The organism is Streptomyces sp. NPDC056160 (assembly GCF_042268205.1).
Taxonomy (GTDB): Bacteria; Actinomycetota; Actinomycetes; order Streptomycetales; family Streptomycetaceae; genus Streptomyces.
Map to the genome: position 1 here is coordinate 1 of NZ_JBHJUW010000099.1, position 23,023 is coordinate 23,023.

Below are 23,023 nucleotides of genomic sequence, written 5' to 3' on the forward strand. Positions count from 1 at the left end.
CGGCGAGAGCGGGGCCTCCGCATGCCCTGCCCCTCCCCGCGCGCCGGCGCGCACCGCGCCGCTCGCGCCTCCCGGCCCCGCCGCCCGCCGGTCCGGTGCCGCCCGCCGTGCCCGTGCCGCAGGGCTCACGCCGTGGCCGCCCCCGGGGGCGCCAGCTGGCGGGTGAGCCAGGTGGGGACGCCGCCGAGGAGGCGGAACAGGCGGCGGGCCTCCTCGCGCAGGCGGGAGGCCTCCGGTTCTTCCTCGGTGTCCGCCAGGGACACCAGGGCGGGGGCCGTGCCGACGAGGTAGCCCAGCTCCTCGCGGATCCGCAACGACTCGGCGAAGCCGTGCCGCGCCTCCGCCAACTCGCCCTCACGCAGGGCGAGTCCGGCCAGATGGCGCCAGGTGAACGACAGCAGCAGCGGGTCGTGACGGGCGGTGGCGCCCGCGTGGGCGCGGCGGTAGGCGGCGCGCGCGGCCTGCGCCGAACGGGTCAGGTTCTCCGCGATCAGCCCGCGCCGGAAGTCCAGCAGGGCCCGCCCCGGCCCGCCCGGCTCGATCAGCGCGGCGGCCCGGCCCAGCGCCGAGCGCGCCTCGTCCGCCCGGTCCCGTACGCCGTGCAGCGTCGCCGAGTAGGCCAAGTACCCGCGTTCACAAGCGGCGGCGCCGCGCTCCTCGTCGGAGTGGGCCAGCGCCTCCGCGGTGCGCAGCGCGTCCTCGGCCTCCTCCCAGCCCGCCTCGGTGTACAGGCACCGTTCCACCAGCAGCGCGGTGCGCTGGAGCGCGGCGGCGGCGGTGACCGCCGGCAGCAGTGCCGCCGCGTCGGCCCAGCACGCGCGCGAGCGCAGCCGCCATACCGCGGTCTGGAGTGGATCGTCACCAGCGGTCGTTCCGTTACCAGACATGGCGGTATGCGCCACGTTGCCCTCCCCGAGCACGCCTTCGAGCCTTGAGTGGTGGCGGCATCTCAGCACGAATGCGGCGGCCCGGCCAAGGGGGCGGGTGAAGGATTTCACAAAGTCGTGGGACGGCGGCCGGCCCGCCGCTCCGCCGTCCTCGTCCCCGCCGGCCTCAGCTCATGCGCAGGGCCAGGAAGAAGTCCAGCTTGTCCTCCAGGCGCGACAGGTCGCGTCCCGTCAACTGCTCGATCCGCCCGACCCGGTAGCGCAGCGTGTTGACGTGCAGGTGGAGCCGGGTCGCGCAGCGCGTCCAGGAGCCGTCGCAGTCGAGGAAGGCCTCCAGGGTGGGGATCAGCTCGGCGCGGTGCCGGCGGTCGTAGTCCCGCAGCGGGTCCAGCAGCCGCGCGGTGAAGGCCCGGCGCACGTCGTCCGGGACGAAGGGGAGCAGCAGCACGTGCGAGGCCAGCTCCTGGTGGCCGGCCGCGCAGACCCGGCCGGGGCGGGCCGCCGCGACCCGCCGGGCGTGCCGCGCCTCCTCCAGTGCCCCGCGCAGCCCCTCCGCCGAGTGCACGGCCGCGCTGACCCCGAGGGTCACCCGGCCGTCGCCGTCCAGACCGGCCGCCAGCGGGTCGTGCACGGAGCGCAGGAGCGCGTCGGCGAGGATCCCGGCCTCGGGGCCGTCGGGGTCGGTGGGGACGGCCGGGAGCGGCACCAGGGCGATCGCCTCGCCGCCGGAGTGCGCGACGGCTATGCGGTCCGAGGGCTCGTTGCCGGTCCGCGGGTACGCCCGGCCCGACGAACCGCCGACCGGGTCCGCCAGGATCTCCTCCAGCAGCGACTGCGCGACCGGGCCGTTCTCCACCGGCCCGGCGTCCCACTCGACGCGCGCCACGACCACCTGCCAGTGCGGGGCCGAGCCGAGGCCGGGCAGCAGCACGGGCGCCGCGACCCGCAGGCGCGCGGCGATCTCGGCGGGCGGCGCGCCGGTCTGCACCAGCTCCAGCACCTCCTGGGCGAGCCGCCTGCGCACCGTGCGCGCCGCGTCCCGCCGGTCGCGCTCGACCGCGATCAGCTGGGTGACCCCGTGCAGCAGGTCGAGCCGCTCCTCGGCCCAGTCGCTCGCGTCCGCCTCGACCGCCAGCAGCCAGTCCGACAGCACCGTCTGGCGCACGTCCCGCGCGGCCTGCGGGGTGCGGCCGCCGCTGCGGATGGGGAAGAGCGAGTACGTCGTCCCCTCCAGCGTGACCCGGTGCGGGCCGCGCCGGCCGGTCCGGCTGGCCGCCAGGTGCTCGGCGGCCAGCCGCCCGCACACCCCGGCCGGCAGCGCCGGGCCGTCCACCTCGGGCCCGGCGATCAGCCGGCCGGTGGGGGAGAGCAGCCAGGCGCGCAGGTCGAGGTCGGAGCCGAGCAGGTCCAGGACCACGTCCGGGCCGCCGCCCGCCGGGCCGGACGTCATCATCCGGCGGTGCCGGTCCACCACGGCCGCCAGGTCGCCGGCGCGCTCGCCGGACACCTGGCGCACCACGTGCTCGGTGATCGTCGCGAACGCCACCGACTCGTTCACCGCGAACAGGGGCAGCCGGTGCCGGGCGCAGGCCACCACCAGGTCCTCGGGCACGGCGCCCAGCTCGGCCTCGCCCGCGGCCAGCGCGACGACCCCGGCCTGCACGAGGATCCGTACGAACGGCTCGGCGTCGGCGGCGTCCCGGCGCCAGGCCAGACCGGTCAGCACCAGCTCGCCGCCGGCGAGGTAGCGGCTCGGATCACGCAGGTCGGTGGTCATGACGCCCCGGACGGTGCGGTCCAGCTCGTCCTCGCCGCCGAGCAGCTTCAGGCCCAGCGCATCGGTGTCCAGCAGTGCGCGCAGCCGCATGTCTCGTCGCCGCCGTTCTCTTGTCTCGAAATCTATGATGAATCTTGTGGTGAGGGGCCGACCCCGTTCGGTGAGGGGCCCGGCCCGTCGGCCGGTCGGCACCCGGGCCGACCGCGGGGCCCCGCAGGGCCGTGACCTCTGTTTCCCGGGGGAAACGAAGAGGTGGACGGTGACCTCCGTTCATACGAATCTACAAGATGGGTGCCGCGGCCAGCCAAACCCTTCATGGTTTCGGTGACTGACCCCGCCGGAGTACTCGGTTGTGTACTGACTCCACTCCACGTGAACAGCACATGAACGAGCCTGCCCCCGCCGCACACGGATTGGCTCAATCTGTACGACCCTCCGAGACGAAGAAGAGAGCCGGTCATGGACTTCCTTCGCCCCGCCAGCTGGGAGGAGGCGCTCGCCGCGAAGGCCGAGCACCCCACCGCTGTGCCGATTGCGGGTGGCACCGATGTGATGGTCGAGATCAACTTCGACCACCGCCGGCCCGAGTACCTCCTCGACCTCAACCGCGTCGGCGACCTCTACGAGTGGGAGGTCGGCGAGGAGAGCGTGCGGCTGGGCGCCTCGGTCCCCTACTCCAGGATCATGGACAGTCTCCGTGCCGAGCTGCCCGGCCTGGCGCTCGCCTCGCACACGGTCGCCTCCCCGCAGATCCGCAACCGCGGCGGCGTCGGCGGCAACCTCGGCACGGCCTCTCCTGCCGGTGACGCCCACCCCGCCCTGCTCGCCGCGGGCGCCGAGGTGGAGGCGGAGTCGGTGCGCGGCACCCGCCGCATCCCGATCGACGAGTTCTACACCGGCGTCAAGCGCAACGCGCTCGCCCCGGACGAGCTGATCCGGGCCGTGCACATCAAGAAGGCCGACGGCCCGCAGCAGTACTCGAAGGTCGGCACCCGCAACGCGATGGTCATCGCGGTGTGCGCCTTCGGTCTCGCGCTGCACCCCGGGACCCGCACGGTCCGCACCGGCATCGGTTCGGCCGCCCCCACCCCGGTCCGCGCCCAGGCGGCCGAGGAGTTCCTGAACGCGGCCCTCGAAGAGGGCGGCTTCTGGGACAACGGGAAGATCATCACCCCGTCGGTCGCCAAGCAGTTCGCCGAGCTGTGCTCGGCCGCCTGCAACCCGATCGACGACGTCCGGGGCACCGCGAGCTACCGCCGCCACGCGGTCGGTGTGATGGCCCGCCGGACCCTGACCTGGACCTGGGAGTCGTACCGCGGCACCCGCCGCACCACCGAGGGAGCTGCGTGATGCGCGTCAACTTCACCGTCAACGGACGCCCGCAGGAGGCCGACGACGTCTGGGAGGGCGAGTCCCTCCTCTACGTCCTGCGCGAGCGCATGGGTCTGCCCGGCTCCAAGAACGCCTGCGAGCAGGGCGAGTGCGGCTCCTGCACCGTGCGCCTGGACGGCGTGCCGGTGTGTTCCTGCCTGGTCGCCGCCGGACAGGTCGAGGGCCGCGACGTCGTGACCGTCGAGGGACTGGCCGACTTCGCCCGGCAGCGCGCCGAGGGCGGCTGCGCGAGCGGCGCCTGCGGCGCGGCCGACGGCTCCGCCACCTTGGGCACGACGCTCGACGGAGCCAAGCGGTGGCGGGCCGAGGGCACCGACTCGCAGACCGGCGAGGGCACCGAACTCTCCCCGGTGCAGCAGGCGTTCATCGACGCCGGCGCCGTCCAGTGCGGCTTCTGCACCCCGGGGCTGCTGGTCGCCGCCGACGAGATGCTGGAGCGCAACCCCAACCCGACCGACGCGGACATCCGCGAGGCCCTGTCGGGCAACCTGTGCCGCTGCACGGGCTACGAGAAGATCATGGACGCGGTCCGCCTCGCGGCCGCCCGGCAGTCCGAGGGGGTCTGACCATGACCACGGCCAACGGCGCACCCACCAAAATCACCCAGGGCTACCGGACCAAGGGCGGCATCGGGGAGTCCACGCTCCGCCCCGACGGCACCCTCAAGGTCACCGGTGAGTTCGCGTACTCGTCCGACATGTGGCACGAGGACATGCTCTGGGGCCAGATCCTGCGCTCCACCGTCGCGCACGCCGAGATCGTGTCGATCGACACCTCCGAGGCCCTCGCCATGGCGGGCGTGTACGCCGTGATGACGTACGACGACCTGCCCGCCGAGATGAAGCACTACGGCCTGGAGATCCAGGACACCCCCGTCCTCGCCCACGGCAAGGTACGCCACCACGGCGAGCCGGTCGCCATCGTCGCCGCGGACCACCCGGAGACCGCGCGCCGCGCCGCCGCGAAGATCAAGGTGGAGTACAAGGAGCTGCCCGTCATCACCGACGAGGCCTCCGCGACCGCGCCGGACGCGATCCTCGTCCACGGCAACCGCGACGACCACCACGCCGGGCACGTCCCGCACCCCAACATCGTCCACCGCCAGCCGATCATCCGCGGCAACGCCGACGAGGCCGCGAAGAAGGCCGACTTCGTCGTCGAGGGCGACTACTACTTCGGTATGCAGGACCAGGCCTTCCTCGGCCCCGAGTCCGGCCTGGCCGTGCCCGAGGAGGACGGCGGCGTCCACCTCTACATCGCCACCCAGTGGCTCCACTCCGACCTGCGCCAGATCGCGCCCGTCCTCGGCCTGCCCGAGGACAAGGTGCGTATGACGCTGGCCGGCGTCGGCGGCGCGTTCGGCGGCCGCGAGGACCTGTCGATGCAGATCCACGCCTGCCTGCTGGCGCTGCGCACCGGCAAGCCGGTCAAGATCGTCTACAACCGGTTCGAGTCCTTCTTCGGGCACGTCCACCGCCACCCGGCCCGGCTGCACTACGAGCACGGCGCCACCAAGGACGGCAAGCTCACCCACATGAAGTGCCGGATCGTCCTGGACGGCGGCGCCTACGCCTCCGCCTCCCCGGCGGTCGTCGGCAACGCCGCCTCGCTGTCGGCGGGACCGTACGTCATCGACGACGTGGACATCGAGGCCCTCGCCCTCTACAGCAACAACCCGCCCTGCGGCGCCATGCGCGGCTTCGGCGCGGTCCAGGCGTGCTTCGCCTACGAGGCGCAGATGGACAAGCTCGCCGACAAGGTGGGCATGGACCGGGTGGAGTTCCGCCGGATCAACGCCATGGAGCAGGGCACCATCATGCCCACCGGCCAGCCCGTCGACTCTCCGGCCCCGGTCGCCGAACTGCTGCGCCGCGTCAAGGCGATGCCGCTGCCGCCCGAGCGCCAGTGGGAGTCCAGCGAGGGCTCGGACGTACGGCAGCTGCCCGGCGGCCTGTCCAACACCACCCACGGCGAGGGCGTCGTGCGCGGTGTCGGCTACGCCGTCGGCATCAAGAACGTCGGCTTCTCCGAAGGCTTCGACGACTACTCCACCGCCAAGGTGCGCATGGAAGTCGTCGCCGGTGAGCCGGTCGCCACCGTGCACACGGCCATGGCGGAGGTCGGCCAGGGCGGTGTCACCGTGCACGCCCAGATCGCCCGCACCGAACTGGGTGTCACCCAGGTGACCATCCACCCGGCCGACACCCAGGTCGGCTCGGCGGGTTCGACCTCGGCCTCCCGGCAGACGTACGTCACCGGCGGCGCCGTCAAGAACTCCTGCGAACTCGTGCGCGAGCAGGTCCTGGAGATCGGCCGGCGCAAGTTCGGCTCCTACCACCCCGCGTGGGCCACCGCCGAACTCCTGCTGGAGGGCGGCAAGGTCGTCACCGACGGCGGCGAGGTCCTCGCCGACCTGGTGGACGTCCTGGAGGGCGAGGTCGTCGAGATCGAGGCGGAGTGGAGGCACCGGCCGACCGAAGCCTTCGACCTGCGCACCGGACAGGGCAACGGCCACGTCCAGTACTCCTTCGCCGCGCACCGCGCCGTCGTCGAGGTCGACACCGAACTCGGTCTGGTGAAGGTCGTCGAACTGGCCTGCGCGCAGGACGTCGGCAAGGCGCTCAACCCGCTCTCCGTCATCGGGCAGATCCAGGGCGGCACCACCCAGGGCCTGGGCATCGCCATCATGGAGGAGATCATCGTCGACCCCAAGACGGCGAAGGTCAGGAACCCCTCCTTCACGGACTACCTGCTCCCCACCATCCTCGACACGCCGACCATCCCGGTCGACGTGCTCGAACTCGCCGACGAGCACGCCCCGTACGGGCTGCGCGGCATCGGCGAGGCCCCCACCCTGTCGTCCACCCCGGCCGTCCTCGCGGCGATCCGGAACGCGACCGGGCTGGAACTCCCCCGCACGCCGGTACGGCCGGAGCACCTCACCGGCAAGGCGTAACACTCCCGAACCGGCCGGCCGGGCCCACGGGTTCCGGCCGGCCCGGACAGGAGAAACGGCAGACCCTCCGGGCGGCGCACCGGAACGTCACACTTCCGCGCCGCCCGGAGCACTCCCCCCATCTCTTCGAGATCCGCTCCGCTCGCGGTCCTTGAAGTACCAGCAACGAGGTTCGTCTCGGGCCGTCCCCCGGGCCGTCCATTCCCAAATCCCGTGCCCTGAGAGGGCGTTCGCGGGTGCACCTATGAACCTTGGGAGTTGGCCCCATGACCCAGCAGTCAGTGGAGCCCAGAACCGCCGCCGAAGACGCGGGCGCGGGCAGCCGCGTCCCGGCGGGACGGTCCTGGCTCGACCGGTACTTCCACATATCCCAGCGGGGATCGACCATCGCGCGTGAGGTGCGCGGCGGCGTCACCACCTTCATGGCGATGGCGTACATCCTGCTGCTCAACCCCGTCATCCTCTCCGGCAAGGACGTCGCCGGAGACACCCTGGGCCAGAAGGCCCTGATCACCGCGACCGCGCTCGGCGCGGCGTTCACGACCCTGCTCATGGGCTTCGCCGGCAAGGTGCCGCTGGCGCTCGCGGCGGGCCTGTCCGTGTCCGGGGTCATCTCCACTCAGGTGGCGCCCAACATGACGTGGCCGCAGGCCATGGGCATGTGTGTGGCCTACGGTGTCGTGATCATGCTGCTGGTCGTCACCGGACTGCGTGAGATGATCATGAACGCGATCCCGTTGCCGCTCAAGCACGGCATCACCATGGGCATCGGCCTGTTCATCGCCTTCATCGGCCTGGTGAAGGCCGGGTTCGTCGGCCGCAACCCGTCACCCGGGGGCGGCCCCGTCGTCCTCGGTCCCGGCGGTGCGCTGTCCGGCTGGCCGGTGCTCCTCTTCGCGGCCACCCTGCTGCTGATCTTCGCGTTGCAGGCCCGCAACGTCCCCGGTGCCATCCTCATCGGCATCGTCGGCGGCACCGTCGTCGCGGCGATCCTGAACGCGACCGGCGTCATCGACGCCAAGCAGTGGGTGAACGGCGCCCCCGAGCTCCACGGCAGCCCCGTGTCGATGCCCGACTTCTCGCTCTTCGGGCACGTGTCCTTCGGGGGCTGGGGCGACGTCGGCGTCATGACGATCACCGTGATCGTCTTCACGCTGGTCCTCGCCGGCTTCTTCGACGCCATGGCGACCATCATCGGCGTCGGCACCGAGGCCGACCTGGCCGACGACAAGGGCCGGATGCCCGGCCTGTCCAAGGCCCTGTTCATCGACGGCGCCGGCGGCGTCATCGGCGGTGTCGCGGGCGGCTCCGGACAGTCCGTGTTCGTCGAGTCCGCAACCGGCGTGGGGGAGGGCGCCCGCACGGGCTTCTCCTCCGTCATCACCGGCCTGTTCTTCGCCGCCTGCCTGTTCTTCACCCCGATCACCGCGATCGTCCCCTCCGAGGTCGCCTCCGCGGCCCTGGTGGTCATCGGCGCGATGATGATGATGAACGCGCGGCACGTCGACTGGGGCGACCGCGCCACCGCGATCCCGGTCTTCCTGACCGTGGTCATCATGCCGTTCACGTACTCCATCACGCCCGGTGTCGCCGCCGGCGTGGTCTCGTACACGATCATCAAGGTCGCCCAGGGCAAGGCCCGGGAGATCGGGGCCTTCATGTGGGTCCTGACGGCCGTCTTCCTCGTGTACTTCGCCCTCAACCCGATCGAGGGCTGGCTCGGCGTCCACTGACCGAGCCGTGCGCCCTTCACACAACCGCCCTAAGGAGACCGACAGATGCTGGACATCGCCGAGGAACTGAGCCGGTGGGTCGAGCAGGGCCGCACCTTCGCCGTCGCCACCGTCGTGGCCGTCGGCGGCAGCGCCCCGCGCCAGCCCGGCGCCGCCCTCGCGGTGGACGCCGACGGCACGGCGATCGGCTCCGTCTCCGGAGGTTGTGTGGAGGGCGCGGTCTACGAACTGTGCCGGCAGGCCCTTCAGGACGGCGAGAGCGTCCTGGAGCGCTTCGGGTACAGCGACGAGGACGCCTTCGCCGTGGGCCTGACCTGCGGCGGCGTCATCGACATCCTGGTCACACCGGTCCGGGCCGACGGTCCGGCCCGGCCGGTGTTCGCGACCGCGCTGGCCGCCGCCGCCCGTGGGGAGGCGGCGGCGGTCGCGCGGATCGTCACCGGCCCGGCCGAACTCCTCGGCCGGCCCCTGCTGGTGCGTCCGGACGGCTCCTGGGAGGGCGGCTTCGGCGCCCACCCCGAACTGGACCGCACGGTGGCCGCCGAGACCGCCGCGTTCCTGGACGCCGGCCGCACCGGCACGCTGGAGATCGGCGAGCAGGGCTCGCGGTGCGACGCCCCGCTCACCGTCCTCGTCGAGTCCTCCGTACCGCCGCCCCGCATGATCGTCTTCGGCGCCATCGACTTCGCCTCCGCGCTGGTGCGCACGGGCAAGTTCCTCGGCTACCGGGTGACCGTCTGCGACGCCCGCCCGGTCTTCGCCACCCGGGCCCGCTTCCCCGACGCCGACGAGATCGTCGTCGAGTGGCCGCACAAGTACCTGGAGAACACCGACGTCGACGGCCGCACCGTGCTGTGCGTCCTCACCCACGACGCCAAGTTCGACGTGCCGCTGCTCAAGCTGGCGCTGCGCCTTCCGGTGGCGTACGTCGGCGCGATGGGCTCGCGCCGCACCCACCTCGACCGCAACGAGCGCCTGCGCGAAGTCGGCGTCACCGAACTCGAACTGGCCCGGCTCAGGTCACCCATCGGCCTCGACCTCGGCGCCCGCACCCCGCAGGAGACGGCCCTGTCCATCGCCGCGGAGATCGTCGCGGCCCGTCGCGGCGGCAGCGGCGCCTCCCTGACCGGCGCCCACACCCCGATCCACCACGACCCGGCGTCGGTGCCGGCGCAGCGGATCGGGTCGGTGGCCTGAACGCCGACGGGCTGGTCAGCCGGCGGCAGGGCTTTCGCTCCGCTGCCATGTCGGGCGGAAGCGGAGTATCTCCGCGGTGGCGGCGCCACTGGTGACGAACGGGTCCGCCGCGACGGCGGCCTCCACCTCCGCCTGCGAGCCCTCCGCCAGGACCAGCCCGCCCGTACGGGGCTCCAGCGGGCCGGCCAGCCGGGCCAGGCCCCGCGCGAAAATGCCCTCGGGGTGGGTGTAGTGGGACTCCCTGAGGGAGTCGATGGTCTCCAGCGGTGCCTGGTATCGGAACACGATGACGTACATGATCCCACTCAAGCGCACGCGAGCCGCGCGCACCAGGTCACCCCTTCCCACCTCAACGTATAGCGCAAGGGGGGCCTTGCGGCAAGGCCCCCGTCGTGGCGCAGAATCGGCGGCCGATGACGTACCCGACCCCGGAGATGCCACGGTGACCGAGCAGTACGTGCAGTACGTGTTGGACCTTCAGGACGTCGACGAGACGCAGATCGCGGTCGTCGGCGGCAAGGGCGCGCACCTGGGCGGGCTGTCGCGGATCGAAGGCGTCCGCGTGCCGGACGGCTTCTGCGTGACGACGGACGCCTTCCGGCGGATCATGGCCGAAGTGCCGTCGCTCGACGACCGGCTCGACCAGCTGTCGCGCGTGGCGACGGACGACCTGGACGCGATCCGCGCGCTCAGTGCGCAGATCCGTCAGGCCATCGAGGAGACCGCCGTCCCCGACGGTCTCGCGGCGGCGATCACCCGCCACCTCGCCCGGCTCGGCGAGGGGGCCGCCTGCGCCGTCCGGTCGAGCGCGACGGCGGAGGACCTGCCGACGGCCTCCTTCGCCGGCCAGCAGGACACGTACCTGAACGTCGTGGGAACGGCGGCGATCCTGCGGCACGTCAGCCGGTGCTGGGCCTCGCTGTTCACCGAGCGGGCCGTGGTCTACCGCCGGCGCAACGGCATCGACCACCGCACGGTCCACATGGCCGTCGTCGTGCAGCGGATGGTCTTCCCGCACGCGGCCGGCATCCTGTTCACGGCCGACCCCGTCACCGGCAACCGGAAGGTCGCCACCGTGGACGCCGGCTTCGGCCTCGGCGAGGCCCTGGTCTCCGGCCTGGTGAACCCGGACGTCTTCAAGGTGCGCGACGGCGCGGTCGTCTCCAAGGCGGTCGCCGCCAAGCAGCGTGCCGTGCGGGCCCTGCCGGGGGGCGGTACGCGGGAAGTGGCCGTCGACGCGCGGCAGCAGGAGCAGCCGGCGCTGACGGACACGCAGGTCGTGCGGCTCGTGCGGCTCGGGCGGCGGATCGAGGAGCACTTCGGCCGCCCGCAGGACATCGAATGGTGTCTGGCCGACGACGACTTCCGGATCGTCCAGAGCAGGCCGATCACGACGCTCTTCCCCATCCCCGAGACCGACGACCAGGACAACCACGTCTACGTCTCCGTCGGTCACCAGCAGATGATGACCGACGCCATGAGGCCCCTGGGGATCTCCGTGTGGCAGCTGACGGCCATGGTGCCGATGCCCACGGCCGGCGGGCGGCTGTTCGTCGACGTCACCAGGCGCCTGGCCTCGCCCGCGAGCCGAGCCGGCCTCCTGGACATCATGGGCAAAGGCGATCCGCTGATGCGGGACGCGCTGGAGACCGTCCTCGACCGCGAGGGCTTCGTCCCCTCACTCCCGGACGCGGCTCCCGCCGGGCCGCCGAAGAGCGGCGGGCCCGCCCCGATCGAGACCGATCCGGCCGTCGTCACCGAGCTGATCGAGCGCAGCCGGGCGTCCGTCGCAGCCCTGGAGCGCGACATCCGGACGAAGACCGGACCCGCGCTGTTCGACTTCCTGCTGGAGGCCTTCCAGGAGCACAAACGAGTCCTCGGTGACCCGCTGAGCATGCAGGCGATCATGGCGGGGATGGAAGCCACCTGGTGGCTCAACGACAAGCTGCGGGAGTGGCTGGGGGAGAAGAACGCGGCTGACACGCTGAGCCTGTCCGCCCCCGGCAACGTCACCTCGGAGATGGGCCTCGCGCTGCTCGACGTGGCGGACGTGATCCGCCCGTGGCCACAGGTGGTGGCGTTCCTGGAGGGCGTCGAGGACGAGGGCTTCCTGGAGGAGCTGGCGAAGCTCCCGGGCGGGAGCGAGGCACGCGACGCCATCGAGGCCTACCTCGACCGGTACGGCATGCGCTGCGTCGGCGAGATCGACATCACCCGGCCGCGTTGGCGCGAGCGGCCCACCGCGCTCGTGCCCGTGATCCTCGACAACGTCAGGAACTTCGGGCCGGGCGCCGCCGAGCGGCGCTTCGAGCAAGGGCGGCGCAGGGCGCGGCAGATGGAACAGGACGTGCTGTCCCGCTTGCGGGCCCTGCCGGACGGGGACCGCAAGGCCGACGAGACCAAGCGGATGATCGACCGGGTCAGGACCTTCATCGGGTACCGGGAGTACCCGAAGTACGGCATCATCAGCCGCTACTTCCTCTACAAGCAGGCCCTGCTGAAGGAGGCCGAGCGCCTCGTCGGGGCCGGCGTGCTGCGTGAGAAGGAGGACATCTTCCACCTCACGTTCCACGAACTCCACGAGGTCGTACGCTCCGACCGCGTGGACGACGCGCTCGTCCAGCGGCGCAAGGAGGCGTTCCGGTCCTACCAGGCGCTCACACCGCCCCGGGTGCTCACCTCGGACGGCGAGGCCCTCACCGGCTCGTACCGGCGCGACGACGTACCGTACGGCGCCCTGACCGGCCTCCCGGTCTCCGCCGGGACCGTGGAGGGCAGGGCCCGCGTCGTCCTCGACATGGCGCAGGCCGATCTCGAAGCGGGCGACATCCTGGTCACCACCGCCACGGACCCCAGCTGGTCACCGCTGTTCGTCGCGATCGCGGGCCTGGTGACCGAGGTGGGCGGTCTGATGACGCATGGCGCGGTGATCGCCCGGGAGTACGGACTGCCGGCCGTCGTGGGCGTGGAGGGGGCCACCCGGCTGATCCGGGACGGGCAGCGGATCCGCGTGCACGGAAGCGACGGGTACGTCGAGATCCTGTCCTGACCGGATCTCAGGACCGCCCTGTACCGCCCTGGACCCGCCTGCCGCCTTCTGCCGCCTGTCGCGTCCCGCCGTCACGGCTGCCGCAGCAGCCTGTTCACGGCGCGGCCGAACATCGCCCGCGCCGTGCGGTGCAGGAGCGGGTCGAAGGCGGCGGGCAGGAAGCGCACCCGCAGCTCCTCCCGCCACCGCACCCGCGCGCGGCCACCGGGACCCGGCAGGACCTCGATCTCGGCCCAGCCCAGGACCGTCCGGCCCCGTTTCTCCAGCCGGCACCGGCCCGGCTCGCCGTCGGCGGGCGGACGCCAGACGGTCACCTCCATCGGGTCGTCGAAGCAGAGCGGGCCCACTCCCGTGCGGGCCACGAAGCGGGTGCCCACGCGGGTGGGCGCGGGGGTGAGCACGGTGACGCGGGTCAGCGGGACCGCGCCGGCGTGCCGGGGCCACCGGGTGAGCCGCCGCCAGGCCTCGTCGGGGGTGAGCGGCGGCGTGCGTTCCAGGCTGAAGGTGACCACGGCACGATCGTAGCCAACGCGGGCCGCATGACCAGGTGTCCGTCCCCGTCTCACCCGCGTGGCCGTATGCTGCGGTCATGGTGACGCTGGAGCGGCTGCGGCCCGACCACGCCGAGGCGGTGCTCGCCTTCGAGCGGGAGAACCGGAGTTACTTCACCCGCTCCATCTCGGACCGCGGGGACGCGTATTTCACGGGGTTCGCGGAACGCCACCGCGCCCTGCTCGCCGAACAGGACGCCGGTGTCTGCCACTTCCACCTGGTCCTGGGCGAACAGGGCACCCTGCTGGGCCGGGTGAACCTCGTCGACGTCGCCGACGGGTCGGCCGAGCTGGGCTACCGGATCGGGGAGCGCGCCGCGGGCCGGGGTGTCGCGACGGCCGCCGTGCGGGAGGTGTGCCGGCTGGCCGCCGGGACGTACGGACTGCGTGCGCTCACCGCCATCACCACCTGCGACAACCTGGCGTCCAGGACCGTGCTCGCCCGCAACGGGTTCACCGAGGAGGGCGAGGTGACGATCAAGGGCCGGCCGGGCCTCAGCTTCCGGCGCCCGCTCACGCCGGACGACCGGGCCTGACGGGAGCGCGACCCGCCTGGTGCACAGCGGACCGGGCCGGCGGTGGTGGTCCTGCCAGGGCGTGTTTCGAAAGTCCCTCCCCCGGCCTTCGGCCGGGAGGTCCCCCCAGCCCCGCGACGCCTGGCACGCGCGCTCGCCGCGTTGTCGGGATCGTCCACATCGTCCACGTACGCCCGGTGCGAGGACGACCCTCCGCCTTGCGATCGCAGGCACCAGACGCCGCGGGGCCCGCCCTCCGGGCGGACGGCGCCACTTTCGAAACACGCCCTGGACTAGGGCCGGTACACCTTGCCCGGCACCGGCTTGCCGGGTGCCAGCAGCTGCGGCACGGTGACGAACACGTACCCCCGCTCCTTCAGCGCGTCGATGATGCCGGGCACGGCGGGCACGGTGCCGTCGTAGATGTCGTGCAGCAGGATGATCCCGTCACGGGACGCCTGGTCGAGGACGCGCTTCTCGATCAGCGCGGAGTCGGTCGTCGTGTAGTCCTTCGCCGTGACGCTCCACAGCACCTCCGACATGCCCATCTCCTTGGAGATCCGCTGCACGGTGTCGTCGGTGCGGCCCTGCGGCGGGCGCATGAGCGTCGGCTTGTGCCCGATCAGCCGCTCGATCGCGTCGTTGGGGCGCTTCAGCTCCTCGCGTATCCGGTCCTCGGATATCTTGGTGAGGATCTCGTGGTCCCAGGTGTGGCTGGCCACCTCGTGGCCCTCGGCCGCCATCCGCTTGACCAGCTCAGGGTACTTGTCGATGTGCCGCGCCCCGAGCAGGAAGAAGGTGGCGGGCACCTTCTTCTCCTTCAGGATGTCCAGCAGCCGCGCGGAGTTCTCGCTCGGCCCGGCGTCGAACGTCAGCGCGATGCACTTGGCCTGACGGCAGTCGACCGAACCGAACCGGCCCGGCGCGCCCGCCGCGGCCTGCGTCCGCGCGGAACTCGGGCTGGTCGCCTCGACCTTCGTGCAGCCGCTCAGCGCCACCGTGAGGCCCGCAGCGGCGGCGAGTGCGGCGATCGCGCGGAACCGGGTTCCGTTGCTCCCCGTTCTCCCGTTTTTCCTGGTCTTCTTGGTCAAGGAAGGCATGCGGGGACTTTACATAGAGCGTATGTACACGGTGTATAGCGGGGTCGAATAGGTGATCGTCGCACGTGCGATCGGTTTCGATCCGTCGGATTCACGCGCGATCGGCCCTGATTGAGGCGATGTGTGCCGTTCTGTCCCCGGGTTACTCAAGCCGACACGTGAGTGAAGGCGAGAGGGAGGAGAGCCCCGTGAGCGGACGCGACTGGCGCCGGGCCCTGGTGACCGGCGGGGCCGGCTTCGTCGGATCCCATCTGTGCGCCCGGCTGCTCGACGCCGGCACGGGCGTCGTCTGCCTGGACAACCTGGCCACCGGCACCCACGCCAACGTGGCGGAACTGGAGCGGCAGCGCGGATTCCGCTTCGTCCGCGCCGACGCCACCGACCCCGGCGCCGTCCGCGGTCTGCCCGGCCGCTTCGACCTGGTCCTGCACTTCGCCTGCCCCGCCTCGCCCGCCGACTACCTGAGGCTGCCCCTGGAGACCCTCGACGTCGGCAGCACCGGCACCCGCAACGCCCTGGAGCGCGCCCGCGCCGACGGCGCCCGCTTCCTGCTCGCCTCCACCTCCGAGGTCTACGGCGACCCGCTCGAACACCCGCAGCGCGAGACGTACTGGGGCAACGTCAACCCGGTCGGTCCGCGCAGCGTCTACGACGAGTCCAAGCGCTTCGCCGAGGCCCTGGTCACCGCGCACCGTGCCGTGCACGCCACCGACGCCGCCATCGTGCGCATCTTCAACACCTACGGCCCCCGGATGCGCACCGGCGACGGCCGCGCCGTCCCCACGTTCATCGCGCAGGCCCTGGACGGTGCCCCGCTCACGGTCGCGGGCGACGGCAGCCAGACCAGGTCGCTGTGCTACGTCGACGACACCGTCGACGGCATCCTCGCCCTGGCCGCCACCGCCGAGCCGGGGCCGGTGAACATCGGCGGCGGCGACGAGATCACCATGCTGGAGCTGGCCCGCCGGATCGTGGAGCTGACCGGCTCCGCCTCCCGCATCGACTTCGTGGACCGCCCCGTCGACGACCCCGGCCGCCGCCGCCCCGACACCCGCCTGGCCCGCGAACGGCTGGGCTGGCAGCCGCGCGTCCCCTGGAACGAGGGGCTGGAACGCACGATCGGCTGGTTCACGAGGGCTGTGGCGGCCTGAGGGCGGTCGCGCTCGAAGGAGCGCCTCCCGGAGCCTCCGGTCGCCGGGTCCTGAACCCTGCTGCGGGGTCGTGACCAGCAACGTTCACTCGGTGTGACCCTTCGTTGCCGTGGCGGACGACCACATCCCCCTCGTCGGCGCCAGTTGTCTTCAGGTGTTTGAGACAGCTGAGGCGCGGCACCCAGAAGCCCGGAATGTCCGACAGGTCCAGATTCGCCTCCGCACGCAGGTCCCCGCCGCAACGGGACGGAGCCCACCTCATGCGCATCCTTGGAATCAACGCCCTGTTCCACGACCCCGCCGCCGCCCTCGTCGTCGACGGCCGCACGGTCGCGGCCGGCGAGGAGGAGCGCTTCAGCCGCCGCAAGCACGGCAAACGCCCGGTGCCGTTCTCCGCGTGGGAACTGCCGGAACTCTCCGCCCGCTGGTGCCTCGGACACGCCGGGCTGCGCCCCGACGAGCTGGACGCCGTCACCTACTCCTTCGACCCGGCCCTCGCCCGGCCCGCCGCCGACCTGGGCCTGTCCGACCCGTGGGACCCGCTGCGCCTGGAGTACGCGCGACGCGCCCCCGAGTTCCTCGCCGAGGCACTGCCCGGCCTGGACCCGGCCAAGGTCGTGTTCGTGCCGCACCACATCGCGCACGCCGCCTCCGCCGGACCCGCCTCCCCGCACCCCGACAGCGCCGTCCTCGTCCTGGACGGCCGCGGCGAGGCCGCCTCCCACCTGGCGGGCCGCTTCCACGACGGCAAACTCGACACGCTCGCAGCCCAGGCCCTGCCCGACTCCCTCGGGCTCCTCTACGAGGAGCTCACCGCCCACCTCGGCTTCCTGCGCAGCAGCGACGAGTACAAGGTCATGGCCCTCGCCTCCTACGGCAAGCCCCGCTTCCTGCCGCGACTGCGGCAGCACGTCCACGCCACCGGCGACGGCGGCTTCCGCGCCCACGGCGTCGACTGGAGCACGCTCGCGCCGCCGCGCGCGCAGGACGAGCCCTGGACCCAGGACCACGCCGACCTCGCCGCCAGCGGCCAGGCCGCCCTGGAGGAGGTCCTGCTCGAACTCGTGCACTGGCTGCACCGCGAGGCGGGCGGCGACGCCCTCGCCCTGGCCGGCGGCGTCGCCCTCAACTGCGTCGCCAACTCCAAGATCGCGGCCCGCGGCCCGTACCGCCACGTATGGGTGCAGCCCGCCGCAGGTGACGCCGGCACCGCGCTCGGCGGCGCCCTGTACCTGGCCGCGAGCGAGGGCGGCGCCCCAGCGCCGATGCCCGGCGCCGACCTCGGCCGAGGCTGGAGCGACGAGGAGCTGCGGGCCTGGCTGGAAGAGGCGGGCGTACCCTACGAGCGGCCCGACGACATCGCCGAGGCGGTCGCGGAGGAACTGGCCCGCGACGGTGTCGTCGCCTGGTTCCAGGGCCGCAGCGAGTACGGCCCCCGCGCCCTCGGCCACCGCTCCCTGCTCGCCCACCCCGGCCGCGCCGAGAACCTGGAACGGCTCAACCGGGTCAAGGGCCGCGAGGAGTTCCGGCCGGTCGCGCCGATGGTCCTCGCCGAGCGCGCCCACGAACTCTTCCAAGGGCCGCTCCCCAGCCCGTACATGCTCTTCGTGCACGACGTCCACCGCGACTGGCGGGGCCGCATCCCCGCCGTGGTGCACGTCGACGGCACCGCCCGCATCCAGACCGTCGACGAGCGGCACGAGCCGCTGGCCGCCCGGATGCTGCGCGGCTTCGAACGCCGTACCGGACTGCCCGTCGTCGTCAACACCAGCCTCAACACCGCCGGCCGGCCCATGGTCGACGACCCGCGCGACGCGCTGGAGTGCTTCGGCTCGGCCCCCGTCGACCTGCTGGCCATCGGCCCGTACGCGGTGCGCAGGACAAGGGCGTACGCATGAACACCGCCGCCCGCGTCTCCTACGCCGTGGTCGTCCCCACGCTCGCCCGGGACACCCTGGCCGACTGCCTGGCCGCGCTCGCCGCGGCCCACGGGCCACGCCCGGAGGAGATCGTCCTCGTCGACGACCGGCCCGACCCCGACCCCGACCCCGAACCCGGCGCCCTGGAGCACGCGTTGACCGTCCTGGGCGACCTGCGGGCCCGCACCGCCGTGCTCACCAGCGGCGGCCGCGGCCCGGCCGCCGCCCGCAACACCGGACTGCGCGCCGTCACCGCCCCCTGGGTCGCCTTCCTCGACGACGACGTCCAGGTCGGCCCGCACTGGTGCGACCAGCTCACCGAGGACCTCGCCGAGGCGAGCTCTGACACCGCGGCCGTCCAGGGCGTCATCGCCGTGCCCCTTCCCGGCGAGCGGCGCCCCACCGACTGGGAGCGCACCACCGCGGGCCTCGCACGGGCCCGCTGGATCACCGCCGACATGGCGTACCGCACCGAGGCGCTGGTGCAGGTCGCCGGGTTCGACGAACGCTTCCGGCGTGCCTTCCGCGAGGACGCCGACCTCGCGCTGCGCGTCCTCGACGCCGGCTGGCGCATCCGCCAGGGCCGCCGCACCACCCGCCACCCCGTGCGCCCCGCCGACCGCTGGGTGTCGCTGCGCGCCCAGCGCGGCAACGCCGACGACGCGCTGATGCTGCGCCTGCACGGGCCCGACTGGTGGCACAAGGCGCTCGCCCCGCGCGGGCGCATCCGCACCCACCTCGCCGTCACCGCCGCGGGCGCCGCCGCCTGCGCGCTCGCCGCGGCCGGGCGCCCCCGGCTCGCCGCGCTGGCCGCGCTCGGCTGGGCGGCCGGCACCGCCGAGTTCGCCCGGACCCGGATCGCGCCCGGACCGCGCACCCGGGACGAGGTGACCACCATGGCCGTCACCAGCGTCCTCATCCCGCCCGCCGCCACCTGGCACTGGATCGGCGGACGCTGGCGCCACCGCTTGGCCCCCGCCTGGCAGGAGGTGGCCCCGTGAACGCGGTCCGCGCCGTCCTGTTCGACCGCGACGGCACCCTCGTCGAGGACGTCCCCTACAACGGCGACCCCGACCGGGTCCGCCCGCTCCCGGGCGCCCGCGAGGCGGTGCGGCTGCTGCGGGAGCACTCCGTGGCGACCGGCGTCGTCACCAACCAGTCCGGCGTGGCCCGCGGCCTGATCACCGCGGCCGACGTCCGCCGCGTCGACGAGCGCGTCGACACGCTCCTCGGCCCCTTCGACGCGTGGGCCGTCTGCCCGCACGGTCCTGACGACGGCTGCCGCTGCCGCAAGCCGGAACCGGGCCTGATCCTGTGGGCGGCCGGACGGCTGTGCGCCGCCCCCGCCGACATCGTGGTCGTCGGCGACATCGGCAGCGACATGGAGGCCGCCCGCCGCGCCGGCGCCCGCGGCATCCTCGTCCCCACTCCCGCCACCCGCCCCGAGGAGACGGCCGCCGCCGACCAGGTGGCCCCCGACCTGCTGACCGCCGTCCGCCGCCTGCTCGGCGGCCCGCTCCCACCGGCCCGCGGCCAGGGCACCCCCTGCCGCGCCCCGGCGGGCGAGGACGCCGGTGCCGGCCCGGAGCCGGGGCGGTGGCGGCGATGAAGGCGCTCGTCACCCGGCTCGACAGCTTCGGCGACGTGCTGCTCGCCGGGCCCGCCGTGCGAGCCGTCGCCGCGCGGGCCGAGCGGGTCACCCTGCTGTGCGGGCCGCGCGGCGAAGGGGCCGCACGCCTGCTGCCCGGACTCGACGACATCCTCGTGTGGGACGCGCCCTGGGCCGGGTTCGAGCCGCCACCCGTCGACCGGGCCGAGATCGACAAGCTCCTCGACGCCATCGACGCCGACACCGCGCTCGTCCTCACCTCCTTCCACCAGTCCCCGCTGCCCACCGCACTGCTGCTGCGGCTGGCCGGCGTACGGCACATCGCCGCGGACAGCGCGGACTACCCGGGCTCCCTGCTCGACGTACGCCACCGCCGCCTCCCGCACGCCCACGAGGCCGAGGCCGCCCTCGACCTCGCCGGGGCCGCCGGGTTCCCGCGCCCCGACGACGGACGGCTGCGCGTGCTGCCACCGCCCCCGACCGCCCACCTCACCGGCCCGCGGCCCTACGTCGTCCTGCACCCGGGGGCGAGCGTGCCGGCCCGCGCCTGGAGCCCCGAGCGCTGCGGTGAGGCCGTACGCGAACTCACCGCCGCCGGGCACCGGGTGGTCGTCACCGGGGGCGGGGGAGAGAAGGACCTGACCGCGCACGTGGCCGGCCGGCACGGCCTCGACCTCGGCGGCCGGACCGCGGCCCCCGAACTGTCCGGCGTCCTGGCCCGGGCCCGCGCGGTCGTCACCGGCAACACCGGCCCCGCCCACCTCGCCGCCGCCGTCGGCACCCCCGTGGTCTCCCTGTTCGCCCCCGTCGTGCCCGCCGGACGCTGGCGCCCCTACGGCGTCCCGTACGTGCTGCTCGGCGACCAGGACGCCGCCTGCGCCGGCAGCCGCGCCCGCACCTGCCCGGTGCCGGGCCACCCCTGCCTGGAATCGGTGACCGCCACCGACGTGCTCGCCGCCGTGGAGAAGGTGATGAAGACGTGAGGATCCTCATCTGGCACGTGCACGGCTCCTGGACCACCGCGTTCGTCCAGGGCCCGCACACCTACGTCGTCCCCGTCACCCCCGACCGCGGCCCCGACGGCCTCGGCCGCGCCCGCACCTTCGACTGGCCGGACTCCGTCGTCGAACTGCCCCCCGAGCGGCTGCGGGACGCCGGCATCGACCTCGTGGTCCTGCAGCGCCCGCACGAGTACGACCTCGTGAGCCGCCTGCTCGGCCGCACCCCGCCGATGGTGTACCTGGAGCACAACGCCCCCGACGGCGACGTGCCCGACACCCGGCACCCCGTCGCCGACCTGCCCCCCGGCATCCCGCTCGTCCACGTCACCCACTTCAACCGGCTGATGTGGGACGCGGGCCACGCGGAGACCGCGGTCGTCGAACACGGCATCGTCGACCCCGGCCCGCTGTGGACCGGCGAGGTGCCGCACGCGGCCGTCGTCGTCAACGAGCCCGTCCGGCGCGGCCGTACCACCGGCACCGACCTGCTCCCCGCCTTCGCGCACGCCGCTCCGCTGGACGTCTACGGCATGCGGACCGACGGCCTCGCCGCCCACCTCGGCCTGCCGCCCGACCGGTGCCGCACCCACGAACTCGTCCAGCGCGATCTGCACCGCGAGATGGCCCGGCGCCGCCTCTACCTCCACCCCGTCCGCTGGACCTCCCTCGGCCTGTCCCTGCTGGAGGCGATGCACCTCGGCATGCCCGTGGCCGCCCTCGCCACCACCGAGGTCACCGAGGCGGTGCCGCCCGGCGCCGGAGTGGTCTCCAACCGGATCGACGTCCTGACCGACGCCGTACGGGACTTCGTCGCCGACCCGCAGCACGCCCGCGCGGCCGGCGAGGCGGCGCGCACCGCCGCGCTCGCCCGCTACGGACTGACCCGCTTCCTGGACGACTGGGAGCGGCTGCTGAAGGAGGTCACCCGATGAGGATCGCCATGGTGTCCGAGCACGCGAGCCCGCTCGCCGCGCTCGGCGGGGTCGACGCCGGTGGCCAGAACGTGTACGTGGCCCGCCTCACCGAGGAGTTGGCGCGCCGCGGACACGACGTCACCGTCCACACCCGGCGCGACGACCCCGGCCTGCCCGACCGGGTGCCGCTGCCCGGCGGCGCCGTCGTCGAGCACGTACCGGCCGGGCCGCCCGAAGTCCTCCCCAAGGACGCCCTGTTCGCACACATGCCGTCCTTCGGCGCCCACCTGGCCCGCGTCTGGCGCCGTGAGCGGCCCGACGTCGTGCACGCCCACTTCTGGATGTCCGGCATGGCCTCCCTGCTCGGCGCGGGCCCGCACGGCGTCCCCGTCGTCCAGACCTTCCACGCGCTGGGCACCGTCAAGCGCCGGCACCAGGGCCGCGAGGACACCAGCCCGGCCGAACGCATCGGCATCGAACGGCAGATCGGCCGCACCTGCGACCGGGTCCTGGCCACCTGCTCCGACGAGGTCCACGAACTCGCCGCCATGGGCGTCTCCCCGCGCCAGGTCTCCGTCGTCCCCTGCGGCGTCGACTCCGCCCACTTCCACCCCGCCGCGGACCCCGCCACCGCGCCCGCCCCCGCCCGCGCGCACCGGCACCGGCTGCTCTCCTGCGGCCGGCTCGTCCGCCGCAAGGGATACGACCAGGCGATCCGCGCGCTCGCCCGGATCCCCGACACCGAACTCCTCGTCGCGGGCGGCCCGCCACCCGCCCTGCTGCACACCGACCCCGAGGCCCGCAGGCTCCTCGGCCTGGCCGCCGAGGAAGGCGTCGGCGACCGGGTGCGGCTGCTCGGCGCCGTCGACCCGGCCCGCATGCCCGCGCTGATGCGCAGCGCCGACCTGGTGCTGTGCACACCGGCGTACGAGCCGTTCGGGATCGTGCCGCTGGAGGCGATGGCCTGCGCCGTGCCCGTCGTCGCCACCGACGTGGGCGGCCACCGCGACTCGGTCGCCGACCGGCGCACCGGCCGGCTCGTCCCCCAGGGCGACCCGGGCGCGGTCGCCGCCGCCGTACGCGACCTGCTCGGCAGCGACCGCACCCGCCGCCGCTACGGAACGGCGGGCCGCGAACGCGTGCTGCACCGCTTCACATGGCGGCGCGTGGCAGACGGCGCCGAACAGGTCTACCGGCGGGTCACCGCCGAGCACGAGGTCAAGACGGAGGTCGCGTGACGGACCCCGGCCTCCCCCGCACCGACCCCACGTT

Annotated in this window: 19 protein-coding genes; 14 read left to right on the top strand and 5 right to left on the bottom strand. The window is 73.5% G+C overall.

Translation table 11 applies throughout. The annotated features are described in order from the left end of the window. Positions 1-125: 125 nt before the first annotated feature. Both ACFC02_RS29425 and ACFC02_RS29430 read right to left on the bottom strand, forming a co-directional pair. On the bottom strand, positions 126-887 hold the full coding sequence (locus ACFC02_RS29425) for a hypothetical protein (protein ID WP_376363630.1): 762 nt from the start codon (positions 885-887) through the stop codon (positions 126-128). Positions 888-1,053: 166 nt separating this feature from the next. Continuing rightward, positions 1,054-2,754 (bottom strand): PucR family transcriptional regulator, encoded by a 1,701-nt coding sequence (locus tag ACFC02_RS29430; protein WP_376363633.1) that lies wholly within the window; start codon positions 2,752-2,754, stop codon positions 1,054-1,056. 369 nt (positions 2,755-3,123) lie between these two features. Between ACFC02_RS29430 and ACFC02_RS29435 the strand changes: the two genes are divergently transcribed. From ACFC02_RS29435 to ACFC02_RS29455, 5 genes are all read left to right on the top strand, one after another. Further along, positions 3,124-4,014 (top strand): FAD binding domain-containing protein, encoded by an 891-nt coding sequence (locus ACFC02_RS29435; RefSeq protein WP_376363636.1) that lies wholly within the window; start codon positions 3,124-3,126, stop codon positions 4,012-4,014. Then, entirely contained in the window at positions 4,014-4,622 is a 609-nt protein-coding gene (locus ACFC02_RS29440) for a (2Fe-2S)-binding protein (RefSeq protein WP_376363639.1), read from the top strand. Before ACFC02_RS29435 ends, ACFC02_RS29440 begins: the two co-directional genes overlap by 1 nt. Positions 4,623-4,624: 2 nt before the next feature. Further along, positions 4,625-7,012: a xanthine dehydrogenase family protein molybdopterin-binding subunit gene (locus ACFC02_RS29445; RefSeq protein WP_376363642.1), complete on the top strand. Its 2,388-nt coding sequence runs from the start codon at positions 4,625-4,627 to the stop codon at positions 7,010-7,012. Between the two features lie 266 nt (positions 7,013-7,278). Then, positions 7,279-8,745 carry an NCS2 family permease gene (locus ACFC02_RS29450; protein ID WP_376363645.1) on the top strand — a complete coding sequence of 489 codons (1,467 nt, stop codon included), beginning with the start codon at positions 7,279-7,281 and terminating at the stop codon, positions 8,743-8,745. A gap of 45 nt (positions 8,746-8,790) precedes the next feature. Continuing rightward, a complete protein-coding gene (locus tag ACFC02_RS29455; protein WP_376363648.1) occupies positions 8,791-9,942 on the top strand; it encodes an XdhC family protein in 1,152 nt (383 codons plus the stop codon). Positions 9,943-9,957: 15 nt separating this feature from the next. On the opposite strand, the gene ACFC02_RS29460 is transcribed toward ACFC02_RS29455, so the two are convergent. Then, positions 9,958-10,239: a YciI family protein gene (locus ACFC02_RS29460; RefSeq protein WP_376363651.1), complete on the bottom strand. Its 282-nt coding sequence runs from the start codon at positions 10,237-10,239 to the stop codon at positions 9,958-9,960. Here ACFC02_RS29460 and rph point away from each other — a divergent pair. Then, complete coding sequence (gene rph / locus ACFC02_RS29465; protein ID WP_376363654.1) at positions 10,238-12,991, top strand: rifamycin-inactivating phosphotransferase; 2,754 nt, start codon at positions 10,238-10,240, stop codon at positions 12,989-12,991. The genes ACFC02_RS29460 and rph overlap by 2 nt on opposite strands. A 71-nt stretch (positions 12,992-13,062) precedes the next feature. Here the strand turns inward: rph and ACFC02_RS29470 are convergent, their stop codons facing one another. After that, positions 13,063-13,503, bottom strand: coding sequence for an SRPBCC family protein (locus ACFC02_RS29470; protein ID WP_376363657.1), 441 nt, complete (start codon positions 13,501-13,503; stop codon positions 13,063-13,065). Between the two features lie 77 nt (positions 13,504-13,580). On the opposite strand from ACFC02_RS29470, the gene ACFC02_RS29475 reads away from it, so the two are divergent. Continuing rightward, complete coding sequence (locus tag ACFC02_RS29475; RefSeq protein ID WP_376363660.1) at positions 13,581-14,078, top strand: GNAT family N-acetyltransferase; 498 nt, start codon at positions 13,581-13,583, stop codon at positions 14,076-14,078. 272 nt (positions 14,079-14,350) lie between these two features. Here the strand turns inward: ACFC02_RS29475 and ACFC02_RS29480 are convergent, their stop codons facing one another. After that, entirely contained in the window at positions 14,351-15,157 is an 807-nt protein-coding gene (locus ACFC02_RS29480) for a polysaccharide deacetylase family protein (protein ID WP_376363663.1), read from the bottom strand. 188 nt (positions 15,158-15,345) lie between these two features. Here ACFC02_RS29480 and ACFC02_RS29485 point away from each other — a divergent pair, with 188 nt between their 5' ends. From ACFC02_RS29485 to ACFC02_RS29515, 7 genes are all read left to right on the top strand, one after another. Beyond that, positions 15,346-16,308: an NAD-dependent epimerase/dehydratase family protein gene (locus ACFC02_RS29485; RefSeq protein ID WP_376363666.1), complete on the top strand. Its 963-nt coding sequence runs from the start codon at positions 15,346-15,348 to the stop codon at positions 16,306-16,308. Positions 16,309-16,568: 260 nt separating this feature from the next. Next, a complete protein-coding gene (locus tag ACFC02_RS29490; protein WP_376363668.1) occupies positions 16,569-18,206 on the top strand; it encodes a carbamoyltransferase in 1,638 nt (545 codons plus the stop codon). Then, the gene (locus ACFC02_RS29495; RefSeq protein WP_376363671.1) at positions 18,203-19,228 is read left to right on the top strand and encodes a glycosyltransferase family 2 protein; all 1,026 of its coding nucleotides are present in this window, start codon (positions 18,203-18,205) and stop codon (positions 19,226-19,228) included. The genes ACFC02_RS29490 and ACFC02_RS29495 overlap by 4 nt, the downstream gene beginning before the upstream one ends. After that, positions 19,225-19,836, top strand: a complete 612-nt coding sequence (locus ACFC02_RS29500; RefSeq protein WP_376363674.1) for a D-glycero-alpha-D-manno-heptose-1,7-bisphosphate 7-phosphatase — start codon at positions 19,225-19,227, stop codon at positions 19,834-19,836. The genes ACFC02_RS29495 and ACFC02_RS29500 overlap by 4 nt, the downstream gene beginning before the upstream one ends. Beyond that, a complete protein-coding gene (locus ACFC02_RS29505) occupies positions 19,833-20,819 on the top strand; it encodes a glycosyltransferase family 9 protein (RefSeq protein ID WP_376363716.1) in 987 nt (328 codons plus the stop codon). Before ACFC02_RS29500 ends, ACFC02_RS29505 begins: the two co-directional genes overlap by 4 nt. Further along, entirely contained in the window at positions 20,816-21,769 is a 954-nt protein-coding gene (locus tag ACFC02_RS29510; protein ID WP_376363677.1) for a glycosyltransferase, read from the top strand. Before ACFC02_RS29505 ends, ACFC02_RS29510 begins: the two co-directional genes overlap by 4 nt. Next, the gene (locus ACFC02_RS29515) at positions 21,766-22,989 is read left to right on the top strand and encodes a glycosyltransferase (protein ID WP_376363680.1); all 1,224 of its coding nucleotides are present in this window, start codon (positions 21,766-21,768) and stop codon (positions 22,987-22,989) included. Before ACFC02_RS29510 ends, ACFC02_RS29515 begins: the two co-directional genes overlap by 4 nt. Positions 22,990-23,023 lie beyond the last annotated feature (34 nt).